This window comes from Mesorhizobium hawassense, from assembly GCF_003289945.1.
In the GTDB taxonomy this organism is placed as follows: Bacteria; Pseudomonadota; Alphaproteobacteria; order Rhizobiales; family Rhizobiaceae; genus Mesorhizobium; species Mesorhizobium hawassense.
Map to the genome: position 1 here is coordinate 65,008 of NZ_QMBP01000022.1, position 21,667 is coordinate 86,674.

Sequence of the window (21,667 nt, forward strand, 5' to 3'; positions counted from 1 at the left end):
GGAGAATTTGGCAAAAATGACGGCAGGTGGCGGGACTGCCGACTGGTTGTCTGTCTCCGAGCAATCCCGGTCGGTAGCAGCTATGCGCGCTTCCGTGGGATCTTTCAGCCGTTGTAACGCTGGAACACGAGCGAAGCGTTGGTGCCGCCGAAGCCGAAGGAATTCGACAGCGCGACGTCGATCTGGCGCTGGCGTGGCTTGTTCGGCACGAGATCGATGGCCGTCTCGCGTTCCGGATTGTCGAGGTTGATCGTCGCCGGCGCGACGTTGTCGCGGATGGCGAGGATCGAGAAGATCGCTTCCGCGGCACCCGCCGCGCCCAGCAGATGACCGATCGACGACTTGGTCGACGACATCGAAATCTTCGAGGCGGCATTGCCGACCAGCCGCTCGACCGCGCCGAGTTCGATCGTGTCGGCCATGGTCGAGGTGCCGTGGGCGTTGATGTAGTCGATGTCGGCCGGCGAGAGTTTCGCCCGGTTGAGCGCAGCCGTCATGCAGCGGAAGGCGCCGTCGCCATCCTCGGCCGGCGCGGTGATGTGATGGGCGTCGCCCGTCAGGCCGTAGCCGGTGACCTCGGCATAGATCCTGGCGCCGCGCGCCTTGGCATGCTCGAGCTCTTCCAGGACGACGACGCCAGCGCCCTCGCCCATGACGAAACCGTCGCGGTCGCGGTCATAGGGTCGCGAAGCCGTCTCAGGCGAGTCGTTGCGCTCGGTGGACAAAGCCCGGCAGGCCGCGAAGCCCGCGATCGACAGCCTGGTGATCGGCGCCTCGGCGCCGCCCGCCACCATGACGTCGGCATCGCCCCACATGATCAGCCGGGCAGCGTCGCCAATGGCGTGCGCGCCGGTCGAGCATGCGGTGACCACCGCATGGTTCGGGCCTTTCAGGCCGTGGCGGATCGAAACCTGGCCCGAGACAAGGTTGATGATCTGGCCGGGAATGAAGAAGGGGCTGATGCGGCGCGGGCCGCGCTCCTTGAGGATCATCGCGTTCTCGGCGATGCCGTCGATGCCGCCGATGCCGGAGCCGATCAGCACGCCGGTGGCGCATTGATCCTGATGCGTCTCGGGCTTCCAGCCGGAATCGGCCAGCGCCTCGTCGGCGGCGGCAATGCCGTAAAGGATGAACTCGCCGATCTTGCGTAGTTCCTTCGGCTCGAGCACGGCCTCCGGATTGAAGGTGCCGTTCGAGCCGTCACCGCGCGGGATGACGTGGGCGATCTTGCAGGCAAGATCGTCCACCTCGAACCCGGTGACGCGCCGGCAGGCGCTGCGGCCGGAGAGGAGTTCCCGCCAGCTGTGCTCAACGCCCATGCCGAACGGCGAAAGCAGGCCAAGGCCCGTGACGACGACACGCCTCATCGCAGGTCCTCCTCGGTCATGCCTGCGAAAAAACTCAGGCCGAGGCCTTGTCGATATACTTCACGGCATCGCCGACCGTCAGGATGGTCTCGGCGGCATCGTCCGGGATCTCGACGCCGAACTCTTCTTCGAACGCCATGACGAGTTCGACCGTGTCGAGGCTGTCCGCGCCCAGGTCGTCGATGAAGCTCGCCTGCTCCGTCACCTTGTCGGCATCGACGCCGAGATGCTCGATGACGATCTTCTTGACGCGCTCTGCGGTGTCACTCATTTGGGGCAATCCTCGTCTTAAGTTGTCTGTCTTCGTTAGCGGGCGGAATGCCGCTAATCAAGCTGAAAGATGGTCTTGCGAGCAACGCAACGCCACAGGACCGGTTTTTGCCCGAACCGCCGGGTTGCGGGCCGCATTACACGAAAAATGACGGGCGTCCAAGCCGAAATGGCTGTTTTCACAGGCGCCCGGCTCCCCGGATCGCCCTTAGATCATCGCCATGCCGCCATTCACATGAATGGTCTGGCCGGTGACGTAAGCCGCCTCGTTGGAGGCGAGGTAGGCGACCGCGGACGCAACCTCGGCGCTGGTGCCCATGCGCCTCGTCGGGATCGCGGCCATGATCGTCTCTTTCTGCTTGTCGTTGAGCTTGTCGGTCATGGCCGATTCGATGAAGCCCGGGGCGACGCAATTGACGGTGATGTTGCGGGTGGCGATCTCCTGCGCCAGCGACTTGGAAAAGCCGATCATGCCGGCCTTGGAGGCGCAGTAATTGGTCTGGCCGGGATTGCCGGTGACACCGACCACCGAGGTGATGTTGATGATGCGGCCATGGCGGCGGCGCATCATCGGATGCGTGAGCTCGCGGGTGAGCCGGAACACGGCGGTGAGGTTCACCTCGATCACGGAGTCCCAATCGGCGTCCGACATGCGCACGAACAGGCCGTCCTTGGTGATGCCGGCATTGTTGACGAGGATGTCGACACCTTCCAGATCGGCTTCCGCCTTCTGTCCCAGCGCCTTGACCGCGTCGCGGTTCGTCAGATCCGCCGGGAAAAGCTTTACCCGATCGCCGAGTTCGCCTGCGAGCGCCTCGAGCTTCTCGACGCGGGTGCCGTGCAGGCCGACGATCGCGCCCTGGCTGTGCAGCACCCTGGCGATCGCCTCGCCGATGCCTCCCGATGCCCCGGTGACGAGCGCCTTGCGGCCGGTCAGTTCGAACATTTTTCCAACCTCATTTTCCAGACGGCTGCGAGCTGCCGCGTTCCGTATACGTCATATCGTCCAAGTCACGCCAGACAAGCGTCGGAGGTTAGCGATGGCCTCCTTCCCGCCGTCATCCACGGGCGGAGCGAGGCCTCATCCCAATGCCGCCAGCGCCGCCTCGACTTCCGTCGCCGTGCCGATGGAGCCCGTGGCGATGTCGCGATTGATGCGGCGCGCCAGGCCGGACAGCACCTTGCCGGCGCCGACTTCGTAGAGGCTCGCAACGCCATTGGCGCCGAACCATTCCACCGTCTCGCGCCAGCGCACGCGGCCGGTCACCTGTGCGACCAGGCGGCGGACGATCTCGTCAGGGTCGCTGGTCGGCGTGACGGTGACGTTGGAAACGACCGGAACCACCGGCGCCCGTTTCGCCACGCCCGCCAGGGCCTCGCGCATGATCTCGGCCGCCGGCGCCATCAGCGCCGAGTGGAAGGGGGCCGAGACCTGCAGCATCAGCGCCCGCTTGGCGCCCTTTTCGGTGCAGAGCTTCGCCGCCAGCTCGACCGCAGCCTTGGCGCCGGAAATCACCAGCTGGCCGCCGCCATTGTCGTTGGCGACCTGGCAGACGGAGCCTTTGGCAGCCTCGGCGCAGGCGGCTTCGACATCGGCCTGCTCCAGCCCGATGATCGCGGCCATGGCGCCCTCGCCGGGCGGCACCGCCGCCTGCATGGCGTTGCCGCGGGTGCGAAGCAATTTCGCCGCATCGCCAACCGACACGAAGCCGGCCGCGGCAAGCGCGGAATATTCGCCCAGCGAATGGCCGGCGACGTAAGCCACCTTGTCCTTCAGCGAGAAGCCGCGCGCCTCGAGCGCGCGCATCGCCGCCAGCGACACCGCCATCAGCGCCGGCTGGGCGTTGGCCGTCAGCGTCAGCGTCTCTTCCGGGCCTTCCCAGATCAGCTTCGACAGGCTTTCGCCGAGCGCGGCATCGACTTCCTCGAAGACGCGGCGCGCTTCGGCGAATTGATCGGCGAGGTCCTTGCCCATGCCGACGGCCTGGCTACCCTGGCCCGGAAAGGTGAATGCGACGGCCATTTGAGGTCTCTCCAAAGGCTGGTTTTCCCTGCCTCTGGCGCAAGGCGGACGGCCAAGTCAAGCCCGCGAACGCTCATTCGACCGGTATTTCGGCCCGGAAGACCGGCTGACTTACTGTTCCAAAAGGCTTTTTGACGATCACACCTGATGAAAACCGCTCACGTTTAGTTTGCTGGCTCTTCTTATTTCCGCGACAGGCGCTAGCTTTGCGTGACATTTCGATGACAGAAGCGTGACACGCGTGGAAGGCGAGTTGCGTGGGCCGGGGGAAGTAGAGTGGTAAGGATCAGGAAAGGCACGGCCAAGCCCGTGCCGCAATTTTTGGAAGACGATCCGTCCACCGGCTATCTGCCGGGACGAACTTGGCCGACTGTACGCTACGGCCTGGCGACGCTTCTTGCCGCGGCTCTGCTTGTATTCGCGGTCGAGTGGATCGTGCGCGGCGATTTCTTCGGCACGGTCGATTTCTTCCTGCAACCCTTCAAGCCGGGCTGGACCACAATCATCGTCTTCGCGCTGGTGCTGGTCGGGCTCGACGCCATACTCGGCCGCAGCCACCAGAGCCTGATGATCGTGGCGCCGCTGACGCTGGCGCTGGCCTTTGTCGGTCACCAGAAGTCGCACTATCTCGGCGACCCGCTCTATCCGACGGATTTCCTGTTCGCCCGCCAGATCATGGCGCTGATGCCGCTTCTGGTGCGCGAGCGCCCATGGACCGCCATCATGCTCGCCGTCGGCATCGTCGGCGGTCTGGCGCTGCTCGTCCATGGCTGGCGGAGCTGGCGCCGGCGGGTGCCGATCCTCAGCCGCAAGGGCCGCCTGGCGCGGCTGGCGCTCGCCGTCCCGCTGCTCGCCTTCTTCGTCTCGATCATGGACTACGCCACCTTCTCGTGGACGCGCGACCGGCTGCAGATCATCCCGATCATGTGGGACCAGAAGGAGAACTACGCCTCCAACGGCTTTGCGCTGGCCTTCGCGATGAACGTGCCGATGGCGCATGTTCCGGCACCGCCCGGCTACTCCGACAAGACGATGGCCGCGATCCGGCACCCCGACGTCGGCGCTTCGGTGCCGGACGAGAAGCCCGACATCATCGTGGTGATGAGCGAGTCCTTCTGGGACCCGACCAAGCTTCCCGGCGTCACCATCAAGCCGGACCCGATCCCGACGGTCAGGGCGCTGCGCTCGGGCTCGATGTTCTCGCCCGAGTTCGGCGGCATGACCGCCAATATCGAATTCGAGGCGCTGACCGGCTTTTCCAACGCCTTCCTGCCGGCCGGGTCGATCCCCTACCAGCAATATGTGCGCACACCGACGCCCTCGCTGGCGACCTTCCTGAAGAGCGAGGGCTACCGGGCGCGCGCCATTCATCCCGGCACCAACTGGTTCTGGAACCGCGGCGCCGTCTATGCCGATTTCGGCTTCAGCGACTTCCGCTCGGAGGAGACGCTGCCGCCGATGGAAAAGCGTGGGCCGCTCGCCTCGGACGCGGCGATGACCGACGAGATCATCCGCGAGGCCGACGCCGGCGACGATCCGGTGTTCCTGTTCGCCGTCAGCCTGCAGAACCACGGTCCTTACGAGCCCTATCGCTACTATGACCCGACGCATTCGGTCGAAGCGCCGATCAGCACCTGGGCGCGGGAATCACTGCTTTCCTATGCCGAGGGTTCGGCCGACGCCGACCGCGGCCTGCAGCGGCTGATTGACTGGGCGAAGAAGCGTGAGCGCCCGACCATCATCGCCTTCTTCGGCGACCATCTGCCGCCGCTGGGACCCGTCTATGTCGAGACAGGATTCCTCAAGGACAATGTCGCGCCGCGCAAGGAGCCGACGGCGGATGCCGCGCTCGAGCATCACGATACGCCGCTGGTCATCTGGTCGAACCGCTCCGGCCCGGTGGAAAATCTGGGCGCCGTCAGCCCGGCCTTCCTGCCCTACCATATCCTGACCACGGCCGGCATCACGCACCCTTATTACACCGGCTTCCTCGGCGCGCTGCGCGAACACTATCGCGTGGTCGACCGCAACCTGCTCCTGTCGCCCGCGGGCGAGGCGACGCCCGACTGGGCGAGGCAGAAGCAGATCGACCCGAAGATCAACGATTTCCGGCTGATCCAGTACGACATGATGTTCGGCAAGCGCACTTCGGCGCCGGATTTCTTCCCCGAGACGGTGGACAAGCTCGTGGCGCATACGAGTTGAGGTGACGGCCGTTCCAGCTCGCGGCTACTCGCGAGGGTTTGCGACGCGTGGGTCCGGTATGGGCACGGCGGCGATCAATTCGCGTGTGTATGTCTCGCGCGGCGAGGACAGCACCGAGCGGCGCGGGCCGGCCTCGACGATGCGGCCGGCGCGCATGACGGCGACGTCGTGGCTCATGCGCTCGACCACCGCCATGTCGTGCGAGATGAAGAGATAGGCGAGCCCGAGCGTCTCCTGCAGTTCCAGCATCAGGTCGAGCACGCGCGCCCTGACCGACACGTCGAGCGCGGCCACGCTTTCGTCGGCGACGATCAGCTTCGGTTCGAGCGCCAGGGCGCGGGCGATGCAGATGCGCTGGCGTTGGCCGCCGGAAAACTCGTGCGGATAGCGCAAGGCATGATCGGCCTCGAGCCCGACATGCGCCAGAAGCGAGGCCACGCGCTCGCGCCGGTCGCCCTTGCTGCCAATACCGTGGATGACGAGCGGTTCGGCGATCGCGGCACCGACCGTCATGCGCGGGTCGAGCGAGGCGTAAGGGTCCTGGAAGATCATCTGAGCGGCGCGGCGCACCGGCCGCATCGCGCTCGCCGAGAGGCCCTGGATGGAGGTGCCGCCGATGGTCACGGAGCCGGTAAAAGGGACAAGGCCGAGCACGGCCTTGCCGGCGGTGGACTTGCCGGAACCGCTTTCGCCGACGAGGCCGAGTGTGTGGCCCGGCATGATGTCGAAGGAGACGTCCTGCACCGCCGGCGCCTCCAAGGTGCGGCGGCGGAAAAGGTTGGAGGAGGCACCGTAGTCGACGATGAGGTTCTTCACCGAAAGCACCGGTGCCACGCCGTTTGGCAGCGGCGGGCGCGCGGTGGCTGTCACCCGAGTCGGCGCGTCGGTTCCCGCGAATGCGCCGAGGCGCGGCACGGCGGCAAGCAGTTCGCGCGTGTAGTCGGCTTGTGGCCGCTCGAAGATGTCGAGCACGGAGCCCGCCTCGACGATCCGCCCGTCGCGCATGACGGCCACCCGGTCGGCCATCTCGGCGACCACGCCCATGTCATGGGTGATGAGGATGATGGCGGTGCCGAATTCGCGCTTGAGCTCGCGCATCAGTTTCAGAATCTGCGCCTGCACGGTGACGTCGAGCGCCGTGGTCGGCTCGTCGGCCAGCAGCACTTTCGGCCGGCATGACAGGGCCATAGCGATCATGACGCGCTGGCGCATGCCGCCGGAGAGCTCGTGCGGATATTGCTTAATGCGCCGCGCCGGGTCGCCGATGTGGACGACGTCCAGCATGTCGCGGGCGCGTTTTTCGATGCTCGAGCCTTCCGCGCCCTGGTGGATACGGATCGCCTCGGTCAATTGCGCGCCGATCGAGTGGACCGGGTTGAGCGAGGTCATCGGCTCCTGGAAGATCATGGCGATCTCCCCGCCCCTCACGTCGCGCATGGCGCGTTCGGGCAGCCGCGGAAGGCTCTGGCGTTCGAGCCTGATGTCGCCGCCGGCGATGCGCAGCGAGGAACGCGGCAACAGGCGCATGATCGAAAGCGCCGTCACCGACTTGCCCGAACCGGACTCGCCGGCAAGGCAAAGCGTCTCGCCCGGCGCCAGCGCAAAGCTGATACCGTCGATGACGCGCCTTGCGCCCTGAGGCGTCAGCGCGTCTACCGACAGGTTCTCGACGGTCAGAACGGCATCTTGTCGTCGGGAATCGCCAGACCTCAAATCGTCCGACATCAGTTGAAGACGATTCTTGGGAAATAGAACGAGACGACCCAGTTCGGCATGTCGACGATCTCGCTGATGCGCAAGTCGCCGCAGACCGAGCACAGCATATAGGCGTCAACCGGTTTCAACCCATGATCGGCGGCAAGCAGGTCGACCATGCGCATGACACTCTCACGCGCCGCGATCATCAGGTCCGGCCCGACGCCCGTGGTGACTTCGTAGCCTTTCTCATCGAGATGGCGGGTCACCGGCCCTGGCGTGGTGAAGCGCGGGCTTTCCAGCCGCGCGTCCTTGACCAGCTCGATCGTCGCCTCGACGTCCATGCGGCTCTCTATGGCGGTACCGCAGACCTCGCCGTCGCCCTGGGCGGCGTGGGTGTCGCCGATCGAGAACAGCGCCCCCTCGACCACGACCGGGAGATAGAGCGTGGTGCCGGCGGCGAGGTCGCGAATATCGAGATTGCCGCCGACACGGCGCGGCGGCACCACCGAATGCAGGCCGGGTTCGGCAGGTGCTACGCCGATGGTGCCGGCGAAGGGTTTCAGCGGCACGCGCCCGCCGGGGCCGTAGAGCGCCGGTGCCATCGAGGCGGCATCATACTTCCAGATGTGCAGCGCCGGCTCCTGGAACTGGTCGGCGAGCAGGCCGAAGCCCGGGATGTTGGCGGTCCAGCCGAGACCCGACGGCTCGAAGTGGCGCAGCGTGACCTTCAGCGCATCGCCTGGCATCGCGCCCTCGACATAGACCGGCCCGGTCACCGGGTTGACCTTGTCGAAATCCAGGGCCGGGACATGCTCGACCGTGGAGCTCGCGTCGAACTGTCCGCCGCCGGAATCGAGACATTCGAAATGGATGGTCGAACCCGGCTTGACGGTCAGGATCGGTTCGAAATCGCGGTTCCAACCGAAATGGTGGCTGGCGCGATGAATGGTGTAGTCGCACTTCACGCACATGATTGCTTCTCGTTTGTCGCTAAGGACCTTGGCAAGCCGCCTCCCGTTGGCATTCGCTAGGCGCCGGCGGCATCATTCAGGGGTCCCGGCGGCGGGTCAAAGCGGCGCCGCCGGGAGATGAGGCCCGATCTATTTGTTCACGTAGATCGCCTCGTAATCGATGACGCGAGTGGGATCGATGTAGATCTCGTCCGGCCCACCCATGCGCTTGGACTTGGCCACCACGCGGCGTTCGTTGAACACCGGAATCCAGGGCGCGTCGTTGATCTGGATGTCGGTGAATATCTGCGCCCAGGCCTTGTTGCGCTCCTCGGCCTTGGCCGGCACCGGCATGGCGTCGGCGGTCTGGCCGCGGGCATCGATGTCCTTGTTGCAGTACCACGACCAGTTCCAGCCACCGGCAACGGCGCTGCCGCAGCCGAGGATCGGGCCATAGAAATCGGACGGGTCCGGGAAGTCGGCGATCCAGCCGAGCCCGCCGGACCAGACCATCGGCGCCTGCCCCTGCGTGCCGCCGGCGGCAATCACGTTCGGATTGGCCACCGCCTTGATCTCGGCCTTGACGCCGATCGCCGCCAGATCCTGCTGGATCGCCTGGGTGATGCGCGGCTGCGGGTCGGTGTTGGAGGTGTAGATCTGCGTCGCGAAGCCATCCTTCAGCCCGGCTTCGGTCAGCAGCGCCTTGGCCTTTTCGGGATCGTAGGCATAGCCCTTGTAGTTCTGGTCGTAGCCCGGCATCAGCGGCGGCAGCACCTGGCTGGCCGGCGTGGCGCGGCCATTGATGATGCGCACGATGCGGTCCTTGTTGATGGCCATGTTGACGGCCTGCCGCACTTTGGCATTGTCGAAAGGCTTCACCTGGGTGTTGAGGGTGACATAACTCGTCTCGAGCTGCTGGCGGTCGACGATCATGCCCTCGAACTCCGGCGACTTCTTCATCTCCAGATATTTCGCCGGCGGGATGCCGTCGCCGGCGATGTCGACCTCGCCCTTCTGCAGGCGCAGCAGCGCCACCAGTGGCTCCTGGCCGACCTCGACGGTGAAGCTGTCGACATGCGGACGCTCCTTGATGAAATAGTCGGGGTTCTTCAGGAAGACCAGGCGCTGACCGATCGTCCATTCCTTCAGCGTGAAGGCGCCGGAGCCGACCGGGTGCTTGCCGAAGTCGCCATTGGCGGCTTCCACGGCTTCCTTCGGCACGACGGAAGCGAAGTTGAGCGCCAGCACGTTGAGGAAGGTGGCGTCGGGCTGCGACAGCGTGAACTTCACTGTGTGGTCGTCGACCGCGGTTATGCCCTCCAACGTGTCGGCGGTGCCGGCCGTCATCTTGTCGGCACCGACGATCGAGTGGAAGAAGCCGGCGCCCGGGCCTTGCGTCTTCGGATTGACGGCGCGCTCGATGGACCATTTGACGTCCGCCGCGGTCACCGCGCGACCATTGGTGAACTTGACGCCGGGATGCATTTTGAACGTGTAGACCTTGCCGTCGTCGGACACGTCGTAGCTGTCGGCAAGTGAAGGCCCTAGTTCCGTCGTGCCCGGCTTGTAGTCGACCAGGCGCGAGAACAGGGCGTTGATCATCGACCAGTTCTGCCAGTCATAGCCGACGGCCGGGTCGAGCGTGGCGATGTCGTCCTTGTAGGTGACGATGATGTCGCCGCCATTGGTCGGCGTGTCGGCGAAGGCGAATTTGGCGGGTACCAGGGCCGAGGTGGCGAGCAAGGCCGCGAGGCCTATTCTTTTGACGAATCTATTCATTAAGTTCACTCCTCTGTTGGTCTTGTTGGTTATTGGCTGCGGATGCGGGGATCGACGAACGGGGCGACGAAATCGGCGAGCAAATTGCCGAGCACGATGGCCAGAGCCGAGACCAGGGTAACGCCCATGATGATGGGCACGTCGACCTGCTGGATGGCCTGCCAGGCAAGCTGGCCGATGCCGGGCCAGCCATAGACGGCCTCGACCACCACCACGCCGCTCATGAACTGGCCGATGTCGATGCCAACCATGGCGATGATCGGCAAAAGCGCGTTGGGCAGCGCGTGGCCCAGCACGACGCGGCGGCCTGTCAGACCCTTGGCGTGGGCCGTGCGCACATAGTCCTGACGCAGCACCTCGATCATGGCGGAACGCACCATGCGCGCGTACCAGCCGGCGCCGAGCACGCCGAGCGTCAGCGCCGGCAGCACGACATGCCTTGCCGTACCGAAGCCGGACATCGGAAACCAGCCGAGCGTGGCGGCAAAGACGTAGAGAAGCAGCAACGCCACGACGAATTGCGGTGACGAAACACCGACGAAGGAGAGCATCATGATGGCGCGGTCGACGAAGCCGCCGCGCCGTACCGCCGCGATGATGCCGAAGGTCAGGCCGAGCGCAACCTCGACGACGATGCCGGCGGCCATGAGAACCAGCGTCGCCGGCAGCCGCGCCAGGATCAGCGGCAGGACCTCAGTCTTCTGCGTGTAGGAACGGCCGAGATCGCCATGCAGCAGGTTGCCGACATAGTGCAGGAACTGCATGACCAGCGGCTGGTCGAGGCCAAGCTCATGCCGGATGGCGGCTACCATCTGCGGCGTCGCGGAGCGGCCGGCGATCAGGACGGCGGGGTCGGCCGGCAGGCAATAGAGCAGCAGGAAGGTGATGGCGGCGACGCCGAGCAGAATCAGGACGGCCTGGACGAGGCGGCGGGCGAGGAAGGCGGCCATGGTCACAGCCTCCCGCGCTGCGTCGGGTCGAGGATGTCGCGCAGCGCGTCGCCGATCAGGTTGAAGGACAGCGCCGTGGCGAGGATGATCGCGCCGGGGATGAACACCAGCCAGGGCGCATCCTCGAAGTAGCTCTGGCTTTCGAAGATGATGTTGCCCCAGGAGGGCTGCGGCGGCTGCACGCCGATGCCGAGGAAGGACAGGGTCGCCTCGAGCAGCACCGTGGTGGCGATGCCGAGCGTGCCCCAGACAATCGCCGTCGGCATCAGATGCGGCAGGATGTGGAAGACGATGATGCGGCTATTGCCGGCCCCCAGCGACCGCTCGGCCAGGATGAAGTCCCGCTCCACCAGGCCGCGCGTTTCGGTGTAGACGATGCGGGCGACCTGCACCCAGTTCACCAGGGCGATCACCATGGCGACGATCCACAGGCTGGGCTTCAGCAACGCCGCCAGCGCGATGGCGAGCAGCAGCGCCGGAAACGCCATCATCAGGTCGGTGAAGCGCATCAGCAGATTGCCGGCGGTGCCGCGCAGATAGCCGGCAAGCAGCCCGACCAGCAGCCCGATCGCGACGGCGACGCCATTGGCGACGAGGCCGATGATCAGCGAGGTGCGGGCGCCGAACAGCACGCGGGCGAAGAGGTCGCGTCCAAGCGTGTCGGTGCCGAACAGATGGCCGCCGCCGGGTGGCAGCGGCGCGCCTTCGAGCGACAGCCCATCGGCGAGCTGGTCGTCCGGCGAGAAATGCGCGATCCATGGCGCGAAGATCGCCGCCAGCAGAACGATCACGACCACGATCAGCCCGAAAAGGGCGGAAGGCCGTCTTACAAGTTCGCGCAAAACCCGCATGCGGCGCCTACATCGCCCGCGGCACGGGCTCATGCCCGGCGACGATTGCCACGGCGACATGCTCGACGGTGAGTCGGCGCTGCATGGCGAGGCGGCAGAGCGTGCGGTAGGCACCGGCCTCGTCGCTGCCCTGCGCGGCCATGATCGAGCGGATCGCGTCATAGACGATCGGCCTCAGCCGCAGGCGCTCCTCCAGGCCGGCCATGCGCGCCCTTATGGCCGTGCGTTCGCTGTGGGCGTGGGTGGCGAGCACCAGCGCGGGATACACCGAGGAAGCGACGACCGGCTTTGCGATAAGCGCGCCGGCGCCCTTTTCGAGCGCCCAGGCGATGCGGCCCGGCGCTTCGGAACCGAGCAGCGCGACCACCGGGATGGGCGCCTCGTCGCCGGCCCATGGCAAGAGATCGTCAAAACCCTGATCGGCATCGACCAGGACGATATCGGCCGGCGTTTCGGCGAGATCGAGCGGCTTCCACTGCAACAGGACTGTCACGCCCAGACGTTCGAGCTGCCGCTTGAGGCGGTCGATGTTGTCGTCGGCGCGATGCAGGATCGCGGCGCGCCAGGAAACGAAGTTCGGCGTCCGCGTCATTGCACGACCCTCAGATGCGGCGCGTGCTGGCTGGCCAGCGTGCCGACAAGATAGGGGTCCGCGACGATCGCGCCGCGCGAAGCGATGACATCGAAGCCGGACTGCGCATTGATGCGGCCAAGATGGAAAGGCAAGGCGGCATGGTTGGTGCGCGGGTCGATCGTCAGCGATCCGAGCACGGTCTGCCGCGGCCGGGCATGCAGGAAGCCGCGCACGCTGGCCGGATCGTCGCGATTCGCCTCCGTGACCGCCTCGGCGCAAAGCATCACGGCGGCGTAGGCGCCGGCGAAGAAGCTGGAGATGCGAAGCCCGGCGCCGAAGCGGGCGGCGACGCGCTGCTTGAAGGCCCGGTTCTCGGGCGACGCCAGGCTTTCGAAATATGAGGCCGTCGAGAGCTGTCCGACGCCAACGCCCGGCTCGATCTCGCCGAGCTCGCATTCCGTCAGGTCGCAGCTCAGCACCGGGCAGCGCTCGGGCGCGAAGGCGGGATCGCGCTCGGCCAACCGCTTCACCGCGGCGAGGAAGGCATAGCTGGAAGGCCCGATCATATTGTTCAAGATGAAGTCGGGCCAGTGGCGCTGCAGGTCGGCGATCAGCAGGCCGACATCGGTCTCCTCGATCGGCAGATAGCGCTCGCCCAGCACTTCGCCGCCGGCGCGCATGAGAAGCTCGCGCGCCAGCCGGTTCATCTCCCAGCCCCAGACATAGTTGGCGCCGGCGAGATAGACGCGCTTGCCGTGGCGCGGCAGCATATAGTCGAACAGCGGGATCAGATGCTGGTTGGGACAGGCGCCGGTATAGATGACGTTCTCGTTGGCCTCGAAACCTTCATAGGGGCAGATGTACCAGAGCAGCCCGTCATATTTCTCGACCAGCGGGATGACGTCCTTGCGCGACAGCGAGGTGATGGTGCCGATCACGTTGCGGCATTGGTCGTCTCGCAGCATGGTGCGGATCAGCTCGAGGTAGCGCTCCGGCTGTCCGGCTGGATCGCCGAAGACCGGCTCGATGCGCACCGGGCTGCCGGCCTTCGCCAGCTCCTCGATGGCGAACTCGGCGCCGGCGCGGCAGTCGCGGCCGATCGCCCCGTAGGGACCGGTGGTCGAATAGAGGATGCCGACCCTGAACGTCTTCACCCGGACCTCAAAAAATCAAAGGCCCCGCCCGCACCCCATGCTGCCATGAGACGCGGCGGGGCCATGCTGCCCTAGCCCGGCCTTGCCGGGCGCGATGTGTTACGCAGGAAAATGTGCGCTTGCGAAATAGAACACGAGCAGGCGCACGCTTGTCAACGGTCACGCGCCCGAATGGGCCGCAATGGCGCGTCGCGCGAACTTCGACATGGGAGGTGATGACGAACTCGATAGGCAGCGAGGCCCGCCGCCCCGGCCCCCTATTCCGGCCGATACAGCTCATCCATGCTGAGCGTCGCCAGCTCCGAGAACGGCGCCTGTTTCTTCACCCTGCCATGCTCCAGGATCACCAGGTCGTCGCAGAACGAGATCGTTGAGCGGTGGTGGCTGATGACGATCGTGGTGCGGCGGCCGGCGCGCGATTTGAGCGTCTCGACGATCGCGGCTTCCGAAAGCCCGTCCACCGCGTTGGTGGCTTCGTCGAGAATCAAGATGTCGGGGTCGCGCACCAGGGCACGGGCGAGCGCGATGCGCTGCCTTTGCCCGGCCGACAGGTTGACGCCGCGATAACCGACGACGGTCTGGTAGCCTTGCGGCAGCGTTTCGATGAAGCCATGCGCCTCGGCAAGCTCGGCCGCGCGTCGGGCCTCCTCCGGCGTGGCCGTGTCCTTGCCGTAGGTGATGTTGGCGAGGATGGTGCCGTCGACCAGCTCCAGCTCCTGGCTGGCGAGAGCGATGTTGCGGCGCCAGTCAGCCGGGTCGATCTCGCCGAGCGATGCGCCATCGACAAGGATCCTGCCCCCATCCGGCTCGACGAAGCGGCAGAGCAGATTGACGATCGTCGTCTTGCCGGCGCCGGAGCGGCCGATCAGCGCCGTCGAGCGCCCGCTGACAATGTCGAAGCTTGCCGCATGCAGCACCGCGGCGCGCTGCTCTTCATTGGCATAGCTGAAGCTGACGCGTTCGAAGGCAATTTTTTCGCTTAAAGCGGCGAATGGACGGCTGCCCTCGGGCGGCGCCGGCTTGCCGTCGGGATCGAGCAGCCAGGTCACCTCCTCCAGCGAGCCGGAAAGCCCCTGCAACTGGCTCCATGTCATCTGCAGCGCCCTGACATGCGGCTGCAGGCGGTAGAGAAGGATGAGGAAGGCGGCGACCAGCGGGAAGCTCAAGCCGGCAAACCAGGCGCCGATCACCACCGCCAGGAACAGCATGGCGTGCAGCACCTCGGTCAGCGGCCCCAGCGCGCCCTGGCGGTTGGAGAGCAGGAAAGCCGCCCGCCGCACCCCGTCCGATGCCCTTTCGAACGCCGCTTTCTCGCGCGCCTCCTGGCCGAAGATGCGGATCAGGCGGCCGGCATGCACCAGATGCAGCATCTGCGAGGCGAGCGCGCTGTTGCGCGCCGCGACACCGCGGCTCGGTGCCCTGAGATGCGCCGACAGCGCCATATGCGCGACTTGCATCAGCGCCAGCCCGAGCATCACCAAGAGCGTCATCTGCCAGGAGAGCAGGAGAAGGAAGGCGAGCAGGATGATGGCAGCGGAGGCGCTGACGATGGTGCCCAGGACCCCCTGGATGGCGTCGGAGGCGCGCCAGGATTCGTTGGAGATGATGTTGAGCAGCCGTCCGGGACTCTGTCTCAGGAAGAAAGGGTAGCCGACATTGAGAAGACGCTCGGCCAGCGCGCCGCGTATCGACTGGCTGGCCTTGCCGTAGATATGGGCGGTCAGCACCGAATTGGCGAAGGCGATCAGGTTCTTGAGCAGGATCGAGCCGAAGATCGCGGCCGCGATTGCGATCAGCCGCTCACGTTCGCCGAGGCCCGCGCCAACCTTCTGCAACAGCGCGGACAGACCGGCCATGCCGGTCGCCTCGCTATGCCCCATGATGACGCCGAGCAGCGGAATGATGAGCCCGATGCCCAACCCTTCGAGCGCGGCACTGGCAAGCCCGAGCGCGACGACGACGGGCACCAGGCCAAGCTGACGCCGTCCGAGCGCGCGCCGCACTATCGACCAGGCAGGAGCCTTGGGTCCGGTCATCGCGCATTGGCCTCCGCCCTGGCCTCAATGGTCTCCTCGACGCGTTGCGCGTGCCGATCCGGACGTCCGGCAAGCACGAGCAACGCAAACTTCGCCGCGCCAGCGAGGTTCATCAGCACGATCGGCCAATGCGACAGCCTGAGCTCCTGGTCGAAACGCGGCCCGCCGATGAGCTCGCGCGTGGCGGCCCGCGTCGCCCAGTAAAAGTGCCGGAGCAGCCAGGGCGCGCGGTGCATGTGCTTCAGGCAGAGCGCGCCGTTGCCGAAATGGTAGTCCCGGTGCAGCCGGTCGATCGCCTTGCGGTCGCGCCGGCCGTGATGGTGGAAGATGGTCATATCGGGCACATATTCGACCGGCATGCCTGCGAGCATCGCCCGCACCAGATAGTCGGTGTCCTCGGCCGAGCGCAGCGCCCCGCCGGCGCCGAAGCGTTCGTCGAAGGGGCCGACGCGGGCGGCGACGTCGCGGTGCATGGTCATGTTGCAGCCGAGCACGAAGCCGCCCGGATGGACGGTGGTCGTCAGGCGCTCGCGCTTGTCGCAACGCTTGATGGTGAAGGGGAGGTCCCTGGCGTCGCCGATCTCGACGCGGCCGCCTCGGATCAACCATTTCTCGCCGCTCGAAAAATGCCGTTCGAGATCGAAGAGATAGTCGCGGTCGAGCGTGCAGTCGTCGTCGACGAAGACCAGCACGCGCCCGCTCGTGTGCGCCAGCCCGGCATTGCGCGCCGCCGCCAGTCCGGGACGAGGCTCCGAGATCGCGGTCAGCGTGATGTCGGACGTCGTGGCGATCCGCGAAAGATACTTCGCCGTGCCGTCGCGCGAACCGTTGTCGACCACCACCAGTTCGGCGGTGAAGGCCGGATGCGCCCGGCAGGCGGCGTGGATCGATTCGATACAGGCTTTGAGCACCGACACGCGATCGCGCGTGCAGACGATGAAGGAAACCTGCGGCCGCTGCCGAACGGGCGATGGCGGAGCGAGGTGCCGCTGCGGCGGATGGCGCTCGGCCCTCATGCCGCCCCCATCCGATAAGGCCCGAGCACGGCCGCCGCGGGCGCGGATTTGAAGCGGTAGGCGACCCAGTCCGCGCGTTTGCCCGCCCACATCGAAGCCTGGCTCAGCCACGGGACCCAGGCGCCGGGGCTGAGCGCGTATTTCTCGCGCCGGCGGATCGCGTTCCATTTGCCCGTCAGCGTCAGCAATTCATGTGTCAGCGCCGGCCGCTCCTCGTCATTGACGAGTTGGTAGAGGAAATAGAACAGGTTCAACGCGCCGGCCGCGAAGCTCGGCTGCGACGCGGCGGGCAAGCCGGCGATCCGCTCCTCCAGGGCGCGGATGAAGGCGGCCGCGCGGCGCACGCTGTCGAGGGAAACATCATCGCCGATGGCTCGCAGGTCGGCGCTGCTCTCAGCCAGCCCCTCCCGCTCGAGATTTTCGCCGACGATCCGCAGATGCGTGCGCCGCATCTCGCTGCCGTGCAGGCTGGTCACGCTGCCGGGATGCAGCCGGTAGACGAGCAGGCTTTCCGGCATCACGGCCACCGGATAGCGGCCGGCGAGCCGCCGGAAGAGGTCGAAATCCTCGGCATGCCGATAGCCGCCGTCGTAATGGAGGTCCGCGTCGGCGATGACCCGGCGGTTATAGACCACCGTCGGATGCATGAGGAGGGTGAAGAATTTCGACAGCACCGGGAGGCTGAGCCGGAACACGGGGTCGAGCCTGCCCTTGGCGATGCGGCCGTGCAGCAGCGTGTCGACCAGCGAACCGCTGAAGCCGAGCTCGGGCCGCGCGGCAAACAGCGCCGCCTGCCGCGACAGGCGCCAGGGATAGGCGAAGTCGTCGGCATCCATGCGCGCGATCAGTTCGCCGCGGGCTACCGCAAGTCCCTCATTGAGGCTGGCGACGAGGCCGCGATTCTCGCGCGAAATAATCGACACGCGGCTGTCGTCCCGACGGGTGCGTTCGAGGATCTCCAGCGACCGGTCGGTCGAGCCGTCATCGATGGCGATGACTTCGAGCCGGTCGTAGTCCTGGCGCAGTATCGAGCCGATCGCGGCGGCGACGTAGGGCTCGGCATTGTAGACCGGCAGCAGGACGGAGATGAGCGGGCGCGTCATGGATAGCTCCGGTCCGTCGGCTGCAGATCGAGCGCCGCTTTTGCGCCAGGATATTTGGCGCCGAACCGCCGGACGTCACCCGGCGCGCGCGATCGCGCCACATAGGGGAAATAGCGCTTGAAGCCGTTGAGCGGCTTTTCGAAAAACACCCAGGAGAGCGAGGCGGCAACCACCGTAGCTGCGCTGGCGATGAGAAAGCGGCCAGGCCCCTCTTCCGAGACGTTGAGCGGAATCCATGGCTGCGCCTTGACCGCATAGGCCAGAAGGATCGGGTGGTAGAGGTAGACGCCGTAGCTGATGCGGCCGAGGAAAAGCAGCGGCGGCAGTTCGGCCAGCCTGCCGAGCTGGCCGCCGAGGCCGTCCGAGAAGGCGGCGACGATCGCCATCATCGGCACCAGCGGCAGCACCTGCACCAGCGCCCAGCGCGGCCACTCCCAGGCCGAATTCGCCGGCCCCGGATCGGACCAGACGACAAGCAGGAAAACCGCCGCCAGGGCCGGCCAGCCGAGCCGCATCCAGCGCGGCACGTCCGCGCCCCTGGCGCGGCGGACGGCAAGCAGCGCGCCGCAGCCGAGCGCGTCCATCGAAGCCGGCGGCAACAGGTCCCGGGCCAGCGCCGGGTTGGCGGCGATCGGCCAGTAGAAGCGGTAGGCGAGCGAGAAGGCGATGACGCCGATGGTGATCGCCTCGATGCGCCTGCGCGGCGCCAGAAGCACGATCAGCGGCCAGGCGACGTAGAACTGCTCCTCGATGCTGAGGCTCCAGAAATGGCAGAGCAGCCAGGGCGTCCAGTCGTTGCGATGCGCGTACCAGAAGTTGGAGAGGTAGAGCGCATGCCAGACGAGCGACGATCTGGCCTGTTCAAGATCGGTCAACCAGACGAAGGCCAGCACCGCGAAATAGGGCGGGAATATCCGGAGCGCGCGCCTGGCATAGAAGGAGCGCAGGGCCATTCCCGGAGTGAATTGGTCGGCGTCGCGCGCCTCCAACAAAAGCCTGGTGATCAGGAAGCCGGACAGCACGAAGAAAAGCCGCACGCCGAGATGGCCGAGGAAGGACGTGCCGTCGGGCGCAAAGAAATGCGAATAGAGCACGAGCGTGACGGCAAGCGCCCGCAGCGCGTCAAGCTGTAGGTCGCGACCACCGGCCATCATTCGCAGCCGCCGCCGCCGACGACGTTACCCAGGCCGCCTGCCGCAACATCCGTGCCGGTCAACGGAAACCGCAAGCCTGCCGACTCCTCCACCATATATTCGCGCAGGCTAAAGCACTGCAGCACAGAATGGTGCAGTGCAACACAGAATAGGTATCCGGTTGAATGGAAACGTGATGCACCGCCCCAGAAAATGCCACGCCTATGCCGCTATTCCGCCTTTTTTGAAGAAGCGGCATCTATCGATCAATGCGGATGCATTTAGCACTGCGAAATGCGGCCGGAGACGGGAAGCGTTCTGGCTCGAGGAGGACCGTCAAGGTCCTTTCGATGTTGCCACGCATTGTGAAGCGAGCAGATCTTCGAGAGGACCTCAGGGAGCTCCAATGTTCCTGCCGTCGGGGATCGCTGCCGGCGCGCCTTCGGGAATCGCCAAGCCTTCGTCAGTTGGTGAGTTGCAGCCTGGAGAACTTGTTGGCGATGGTCTTGAAGACGTTGGGCAGCTTGGCCGGATCCTCGACGGCGTAATAGTCGCTCGGGTCGGTGGCGCAGGCGCTGTAGAGCGCGCGGTTGGCCGGCGTGTCGGCCTGCAACACCATGGTGTAGAGTTCCACGCCCTCGTTCTTCAACTGCGTGCAGACGTCCTTGGTCCAGCCGTCGACCTTGCGCGCCGCCGCCGTCTGGTTATTGGAGCCGAAGCGGCCGCCGGCCAGATAGCCGTAGGACGTGTAGTCGGACTTGGTGTCCTGGCCGCTCGCGCCATAGACGACATTCTCGCCGTCGGTGAGCAGCATGACGACCTTCTTCACGCCTTGCGCCTTCCAGGGAGCGGCATCGGTGTAAGGCGGCTGCGGCGACAGCACCCGCTGCCCCCATGCCAGTCCCTCCGAGACGTTGGTGCCGGAGCCGTTCCATTCGGTCATCTGGGCGGCCGCCTGGCGCAGCTTGTCGAAATCGTCGGTCAGCGGCACGATCGGCGTCGGGCAGGCGCGGTTCGGGCCAATGGTGATCGCGCTGCCGGTCTCGGTGATCAGCTTGTTGGTCGAGGCCGGGTATTTGGCAACCTTCTCGGAGTTCTTGCCGACGAGCTTGGTCTTCGAGTTCGCCAGCTTCACGCTGTCGACGGTGTCGTCGAGATAGGAGTTGTTGTAGCCGGTCGCCGAATTGCCATAGGCGGCGGACGGCTTCTTGGCGACGTCGGGATCGTCGGGGGCGAAATAGGGCACGAACAGCGTGTCTGGCTTCGACGGGTCGGGCGGCGCATCGGCGATGTTCAGCGTGCCGGGCCTGGCCTCGACGCAGCCCTTCCAGCCGGTGCCGTTCCAGCCGGTGCGCTTCGACACCGGCACGTCTTCCTCCAGTTCCCTGAACAGCGTCATATGGTCGGGACGCTTGCCGTCGACCGGCTCGAAATTGACGCCGTTGGTCGACGACTGGCCGTCCATGTCGATCCAGGCCGGATCGAATCCGGGGCCGTTGACGTTGACGGCGGTGACGAAGGGCACCAGCGAGGCGTGCACGGGACGGGTCGGCGACTTGACCGCTTCGAGATAGTCGAGCACCGACGTCGTCGCCTGCCTGAGCGCGGTGATGCGCGCGCCCGCCATCGAGCCGGTGTTGTCCAGCACCAGCACCACTTCGAGCTGGTTGTTGGATTCGACCGCCCCGGCATCGACGCTGATGTGTTTCTCGTCGCCGAACAGGAAGGCGAAGTTCAGGTTCACGTCGGCGCTGGCGGAGGCCTTGGTCTTGACGTAGTTGACGCCCTTGTCGACGGTCAGCGTCGCCTGAGCATTCGACAATTCGCCGTGGTTCGATACATTGGCCTGGAAATAGCGGTTGAAGGCGTCGTTGCGAGTCACGTCCGCATCGCCGAGATGCGACGAGGCAAGGTTCGCGGCGTCGAGGGCGTTTTGAAGATTGCTCTTGGCCCGCATCAGCGTCGAGACATCGGTGGCGAATGCCACGGCCGTCAGGATCGCCGGCACGCCCAGCGCCAGCACCAACGCGAAATTGCCGCTCTTCGAGCGCCAGAAATCCCCAGACAACGCCAAAGCCGCCCCCCTCATTGGCCGCATTTCGCACTTTGAGTCAACCATATATGCGATTACTAATAAATATGGAGTTCACGAGCGCTGCCGGAGACAATCGGCACGTTTCCTGGTTAAGAAAGAGTTGCCTGGCCGGCGCGAACGAAAGAGTCCCGCCGCGGGCCTGCGGCATCGCTGACGTCGGCCGGGCCTGTCGGTAGCTAATCAAGTTGTCCGGTTTGGTAGCACGTCATTTGTCCGCTTCAGTTTTGCGTCGAAGCGGTTCACGCAGCTCTGCCGATTGAGCATCCGTCCAGGATTGGTGCGCCATCTGAGGTGTATGTGGCAATGCGGCGCGGTCCGTGGAAGATTGCGAGTGTTCCGTCAGTGTATTGCCTGACCTTGACGGTGGCTTTGACGAAGTGGTGTCGGATCGGGCTTTGCGGCAGTTGCAATCTGAGCCGCGCGAAGGCGACGGTATTGTCGCGGGCAACGACACGCTCTTCTT

At 65.7% G+C, this 21,667-nt stretch carries 17 protein-coding genes; 1 reads left to right on the top strand and 16 read right to left on the bottom strand.

Annotated elements, in window-relative coordinates:
* Positions 1-104 precede the first annotated feature (104 nt).
* From fabF to fabD, 4 genes are all read right to left on the bottom strand, one after another.
* Positions 105-1,367, bottom strand: coding sequence for a beta-ketoacyl-ACP synthase II (gene fabF / locus DPM33_RS30985; protein ID WP_112101163.1), 1,263 nt, complete (start codon positions 1,365-1,367; stop codon positions 105-107).
* Positions 1,368-1,401: 34 nt separating this feature from the next.
* Positions 1,402-1,638 carry an acyl carrier protein gene (locus tag DPM33_RS30990; protein WP_006203723.1) on the bottom strand — a complete coding sequence of 79 codons (237 nt, stop codon included), beginning with the start codon at positions 1,636-1,638 and terminating at the stop codon, positions 1,402-1,404.
* Positions 1,639-1,845: 207 nt separating this feature from the next.
* Positions 1,846-2,583: a 3-oxoacyl-[acyl-carrier-protein] reductase gene (fabG, locus tag DPM33_RS30995; RefSeq protein WP_112101164.1), complete on the bottom strand. Its 738-nt coding sequence runs from the start codon at positions 2,581-2,583 to the stop codon at positions 1,846-1,848.
* Between the two features lie 135 nt (positions 2,584-2,718).
* Positions 2,719-3,660 carry an ACP S-malonyltransferase gene (fabD, locus tag DPM33_RS31000; RefSeq protein ID WP_112101165.1) on the bottom strand — a complete coding sequence of 314 codons (942 nt, stop codon included), beginning with the start codon at positions 3,658-3,660 and terminating at the stop codon, positions 2,719-2,721.
* A gap of 276 nt (positions 3,661-3,936) precedes the next feature.
* On the opposite strand from fabD, the gene DPM33_RS31005 reads away from it, so the two are divergent.
* Positions 3,937-5,865, top strand: coding sequence for an LTA synthase family protein (locus DPM33_RS31005; RefSeq protein WP_112101166.1), 1,929 nt, complete (start codon positions 3,937-3,939; stop codon positions 5,863-5,865).
* A 24-nt stretch (positions 5,866-5,889) separates the two neighbouring features.
* Here DPM33_RS31005 and DPM33_RS31010 read toward each other — a convergent pair whose 3' ends face one another.
* From DPM33_RS31010 to DPM33_RS31065, 12 genes are all read right to left on the bottom strand, one after another.
* A complete protein-coding gene (locus DPM33_RS31010; protein WP_112101167.1) occupies positions 5,890-7,590 on the bottom strand; it encodes an ABC transporter ATP-binding protein in 1,701 nt (566 codons plus the stop codon).
* On the bottom strand, positions 7,590-8,534 hold the full coding sequence (locus tag DPM33_RS31015; protein ID WP_112101168.1) for an acetamidase/formamidase family protein: 945 nt from the start codon (positions 8,532-8,534) through the stop codon (positions 7,590-7,592). Before DPM33_RS31015 ends, DPM33_RS31010 begins: the two co-directional genes overlap by 1 nt.
* Before the next feature lie 129 nt (positions 8,535-8,663).
* Positions 8,664-10,292, bottom strand: a complete 1,629-nt coding sequence (locus DPM33_RS31020; RefSeq protein ID WP_112101169.1) for an ABC transporter substrate-binding protein — start codon at positions 10,290-10,292, stop codon at positions 8,664-8,666.
* 29 nt (positions 10,293-10,321) lie between these two features.
* Positions 10,322-11,242 carry an ABC transporter permease gene (locus tag DPM33_RS31025; RefSeq protein WP_112101170.1) on the bottom strand — a complete coding sequence of 307 codons (921 nt, stop codon included), beginning with the start codon at positions 11,240-11,242 and terminating at the stop codon, positions 10,322-10,324.
* 2 nt (positions 11,243-11,244) lie between these two features.
* Complete coding sequence (locus DPM33_RS31030; RefSeq protein WP_112101171.1) at positions 11,245-12,093, bottom strand: ABC transporter permease; 849 nt, start codon at positions 12,091-12,093, stop codon at positions 11,245-11,247.
* Between the two features lie 7 nt (positions 12,094-12,100).
* Positions 12,101-12,685: an ANTAR domain-containing response regulator gene (locus DPM33_RS31035; protein WP_112101172.1), complete on the bottom strand. Its 585-nt coding sequence runs from the start codon at positions 12,683-12,685 to the stop codon at positions 12,101-12,103.
* Entirely contained in the window at positions 12,682-13,821 is a 1,140-nt protein-coding gene (locus DPM33_RS31040) for a transporter substrate-binding domain-containing protein (RefSeq protein ID WP_112101173.1), read from the bottom strand. The genes DPM33_RS31035 and DPM33_RS31040 overlap by 4 nt, the downstream gene beginning before the upstream one ends.
* 257 nt (positions 13,822-14,078) lie before the next feature.
* The gene (locus DPM33_RS31045; RefSeq protein ID WP_112101174.1) at positions 14,079-15,857 is read right to left on the bottom strand and encodes an ABC transporter ATP-binding protein; all 1,779 of its coding nucleotides are present in this window, start codon (positions 15,855-15,857) and stop codon (positions 14,079-14,081) included.
* Positions 15,854-16,873, bottom strand: a complete 1,020-nt coding sequence (locus tag DPM33_RS31050; protein ID WP_112101175.1) for a glycosyltransferase family 2 protein — start codon at positions 16,871-16,873, stop codon at positions 15,854-15,856. The genes DPM33_RS31045 and DPM33_RS31050 overlap by 4 nt, the downstream gene beginning before the upstream one ends.
* Positions 16,870-17,976 carry a glycosyltransferase family 2 protein gene (locus DPM33_RS31055; protein WP_112101176.1) on the bottom strand — a complete coding sequence of 369 codons (1,107 nt, stop codon included), beginning with the start codon at positions 17,974-17,976 and terminating at the stop codon, positions 16,870-16,872. Before DPM33_RS31055 ends, DPM33_RS31050 begins: the two co-directional genes overlap by 4 nt.
* Positions 17,973-19,127 carry an acyltransferase family protein gene (locus tag DPM33_RS31060; RefSeq protein WP_112101177.1) on the bottom strand — a complete coding sequence of 385 codons (1,155 nt, stop codon included), beginning with the start codon at positions 19,125-19,127 and terminating at the stop codon, positions 17,973-17,975. The genes DPM33_RS31055 and DPM33_RS31060 overlap by 4 nt, the downstream gene beginning before the upstream one ends.
* A 445-nt stretch (positions 19,128-19,572) precedes the next feature.
* Complete coding sequence (locus DPM33_RS31065; RefSeq protein WP_245442543.1) at positions 19,573-21,177, bottom strand: pilus assembly protein; 1,605 nt, start codon at positions 21,175-21,177, stop codon at positions 19,573-19,575.
* Positions 21,178-21,667 lie beyond the last annotated feature (490 nt).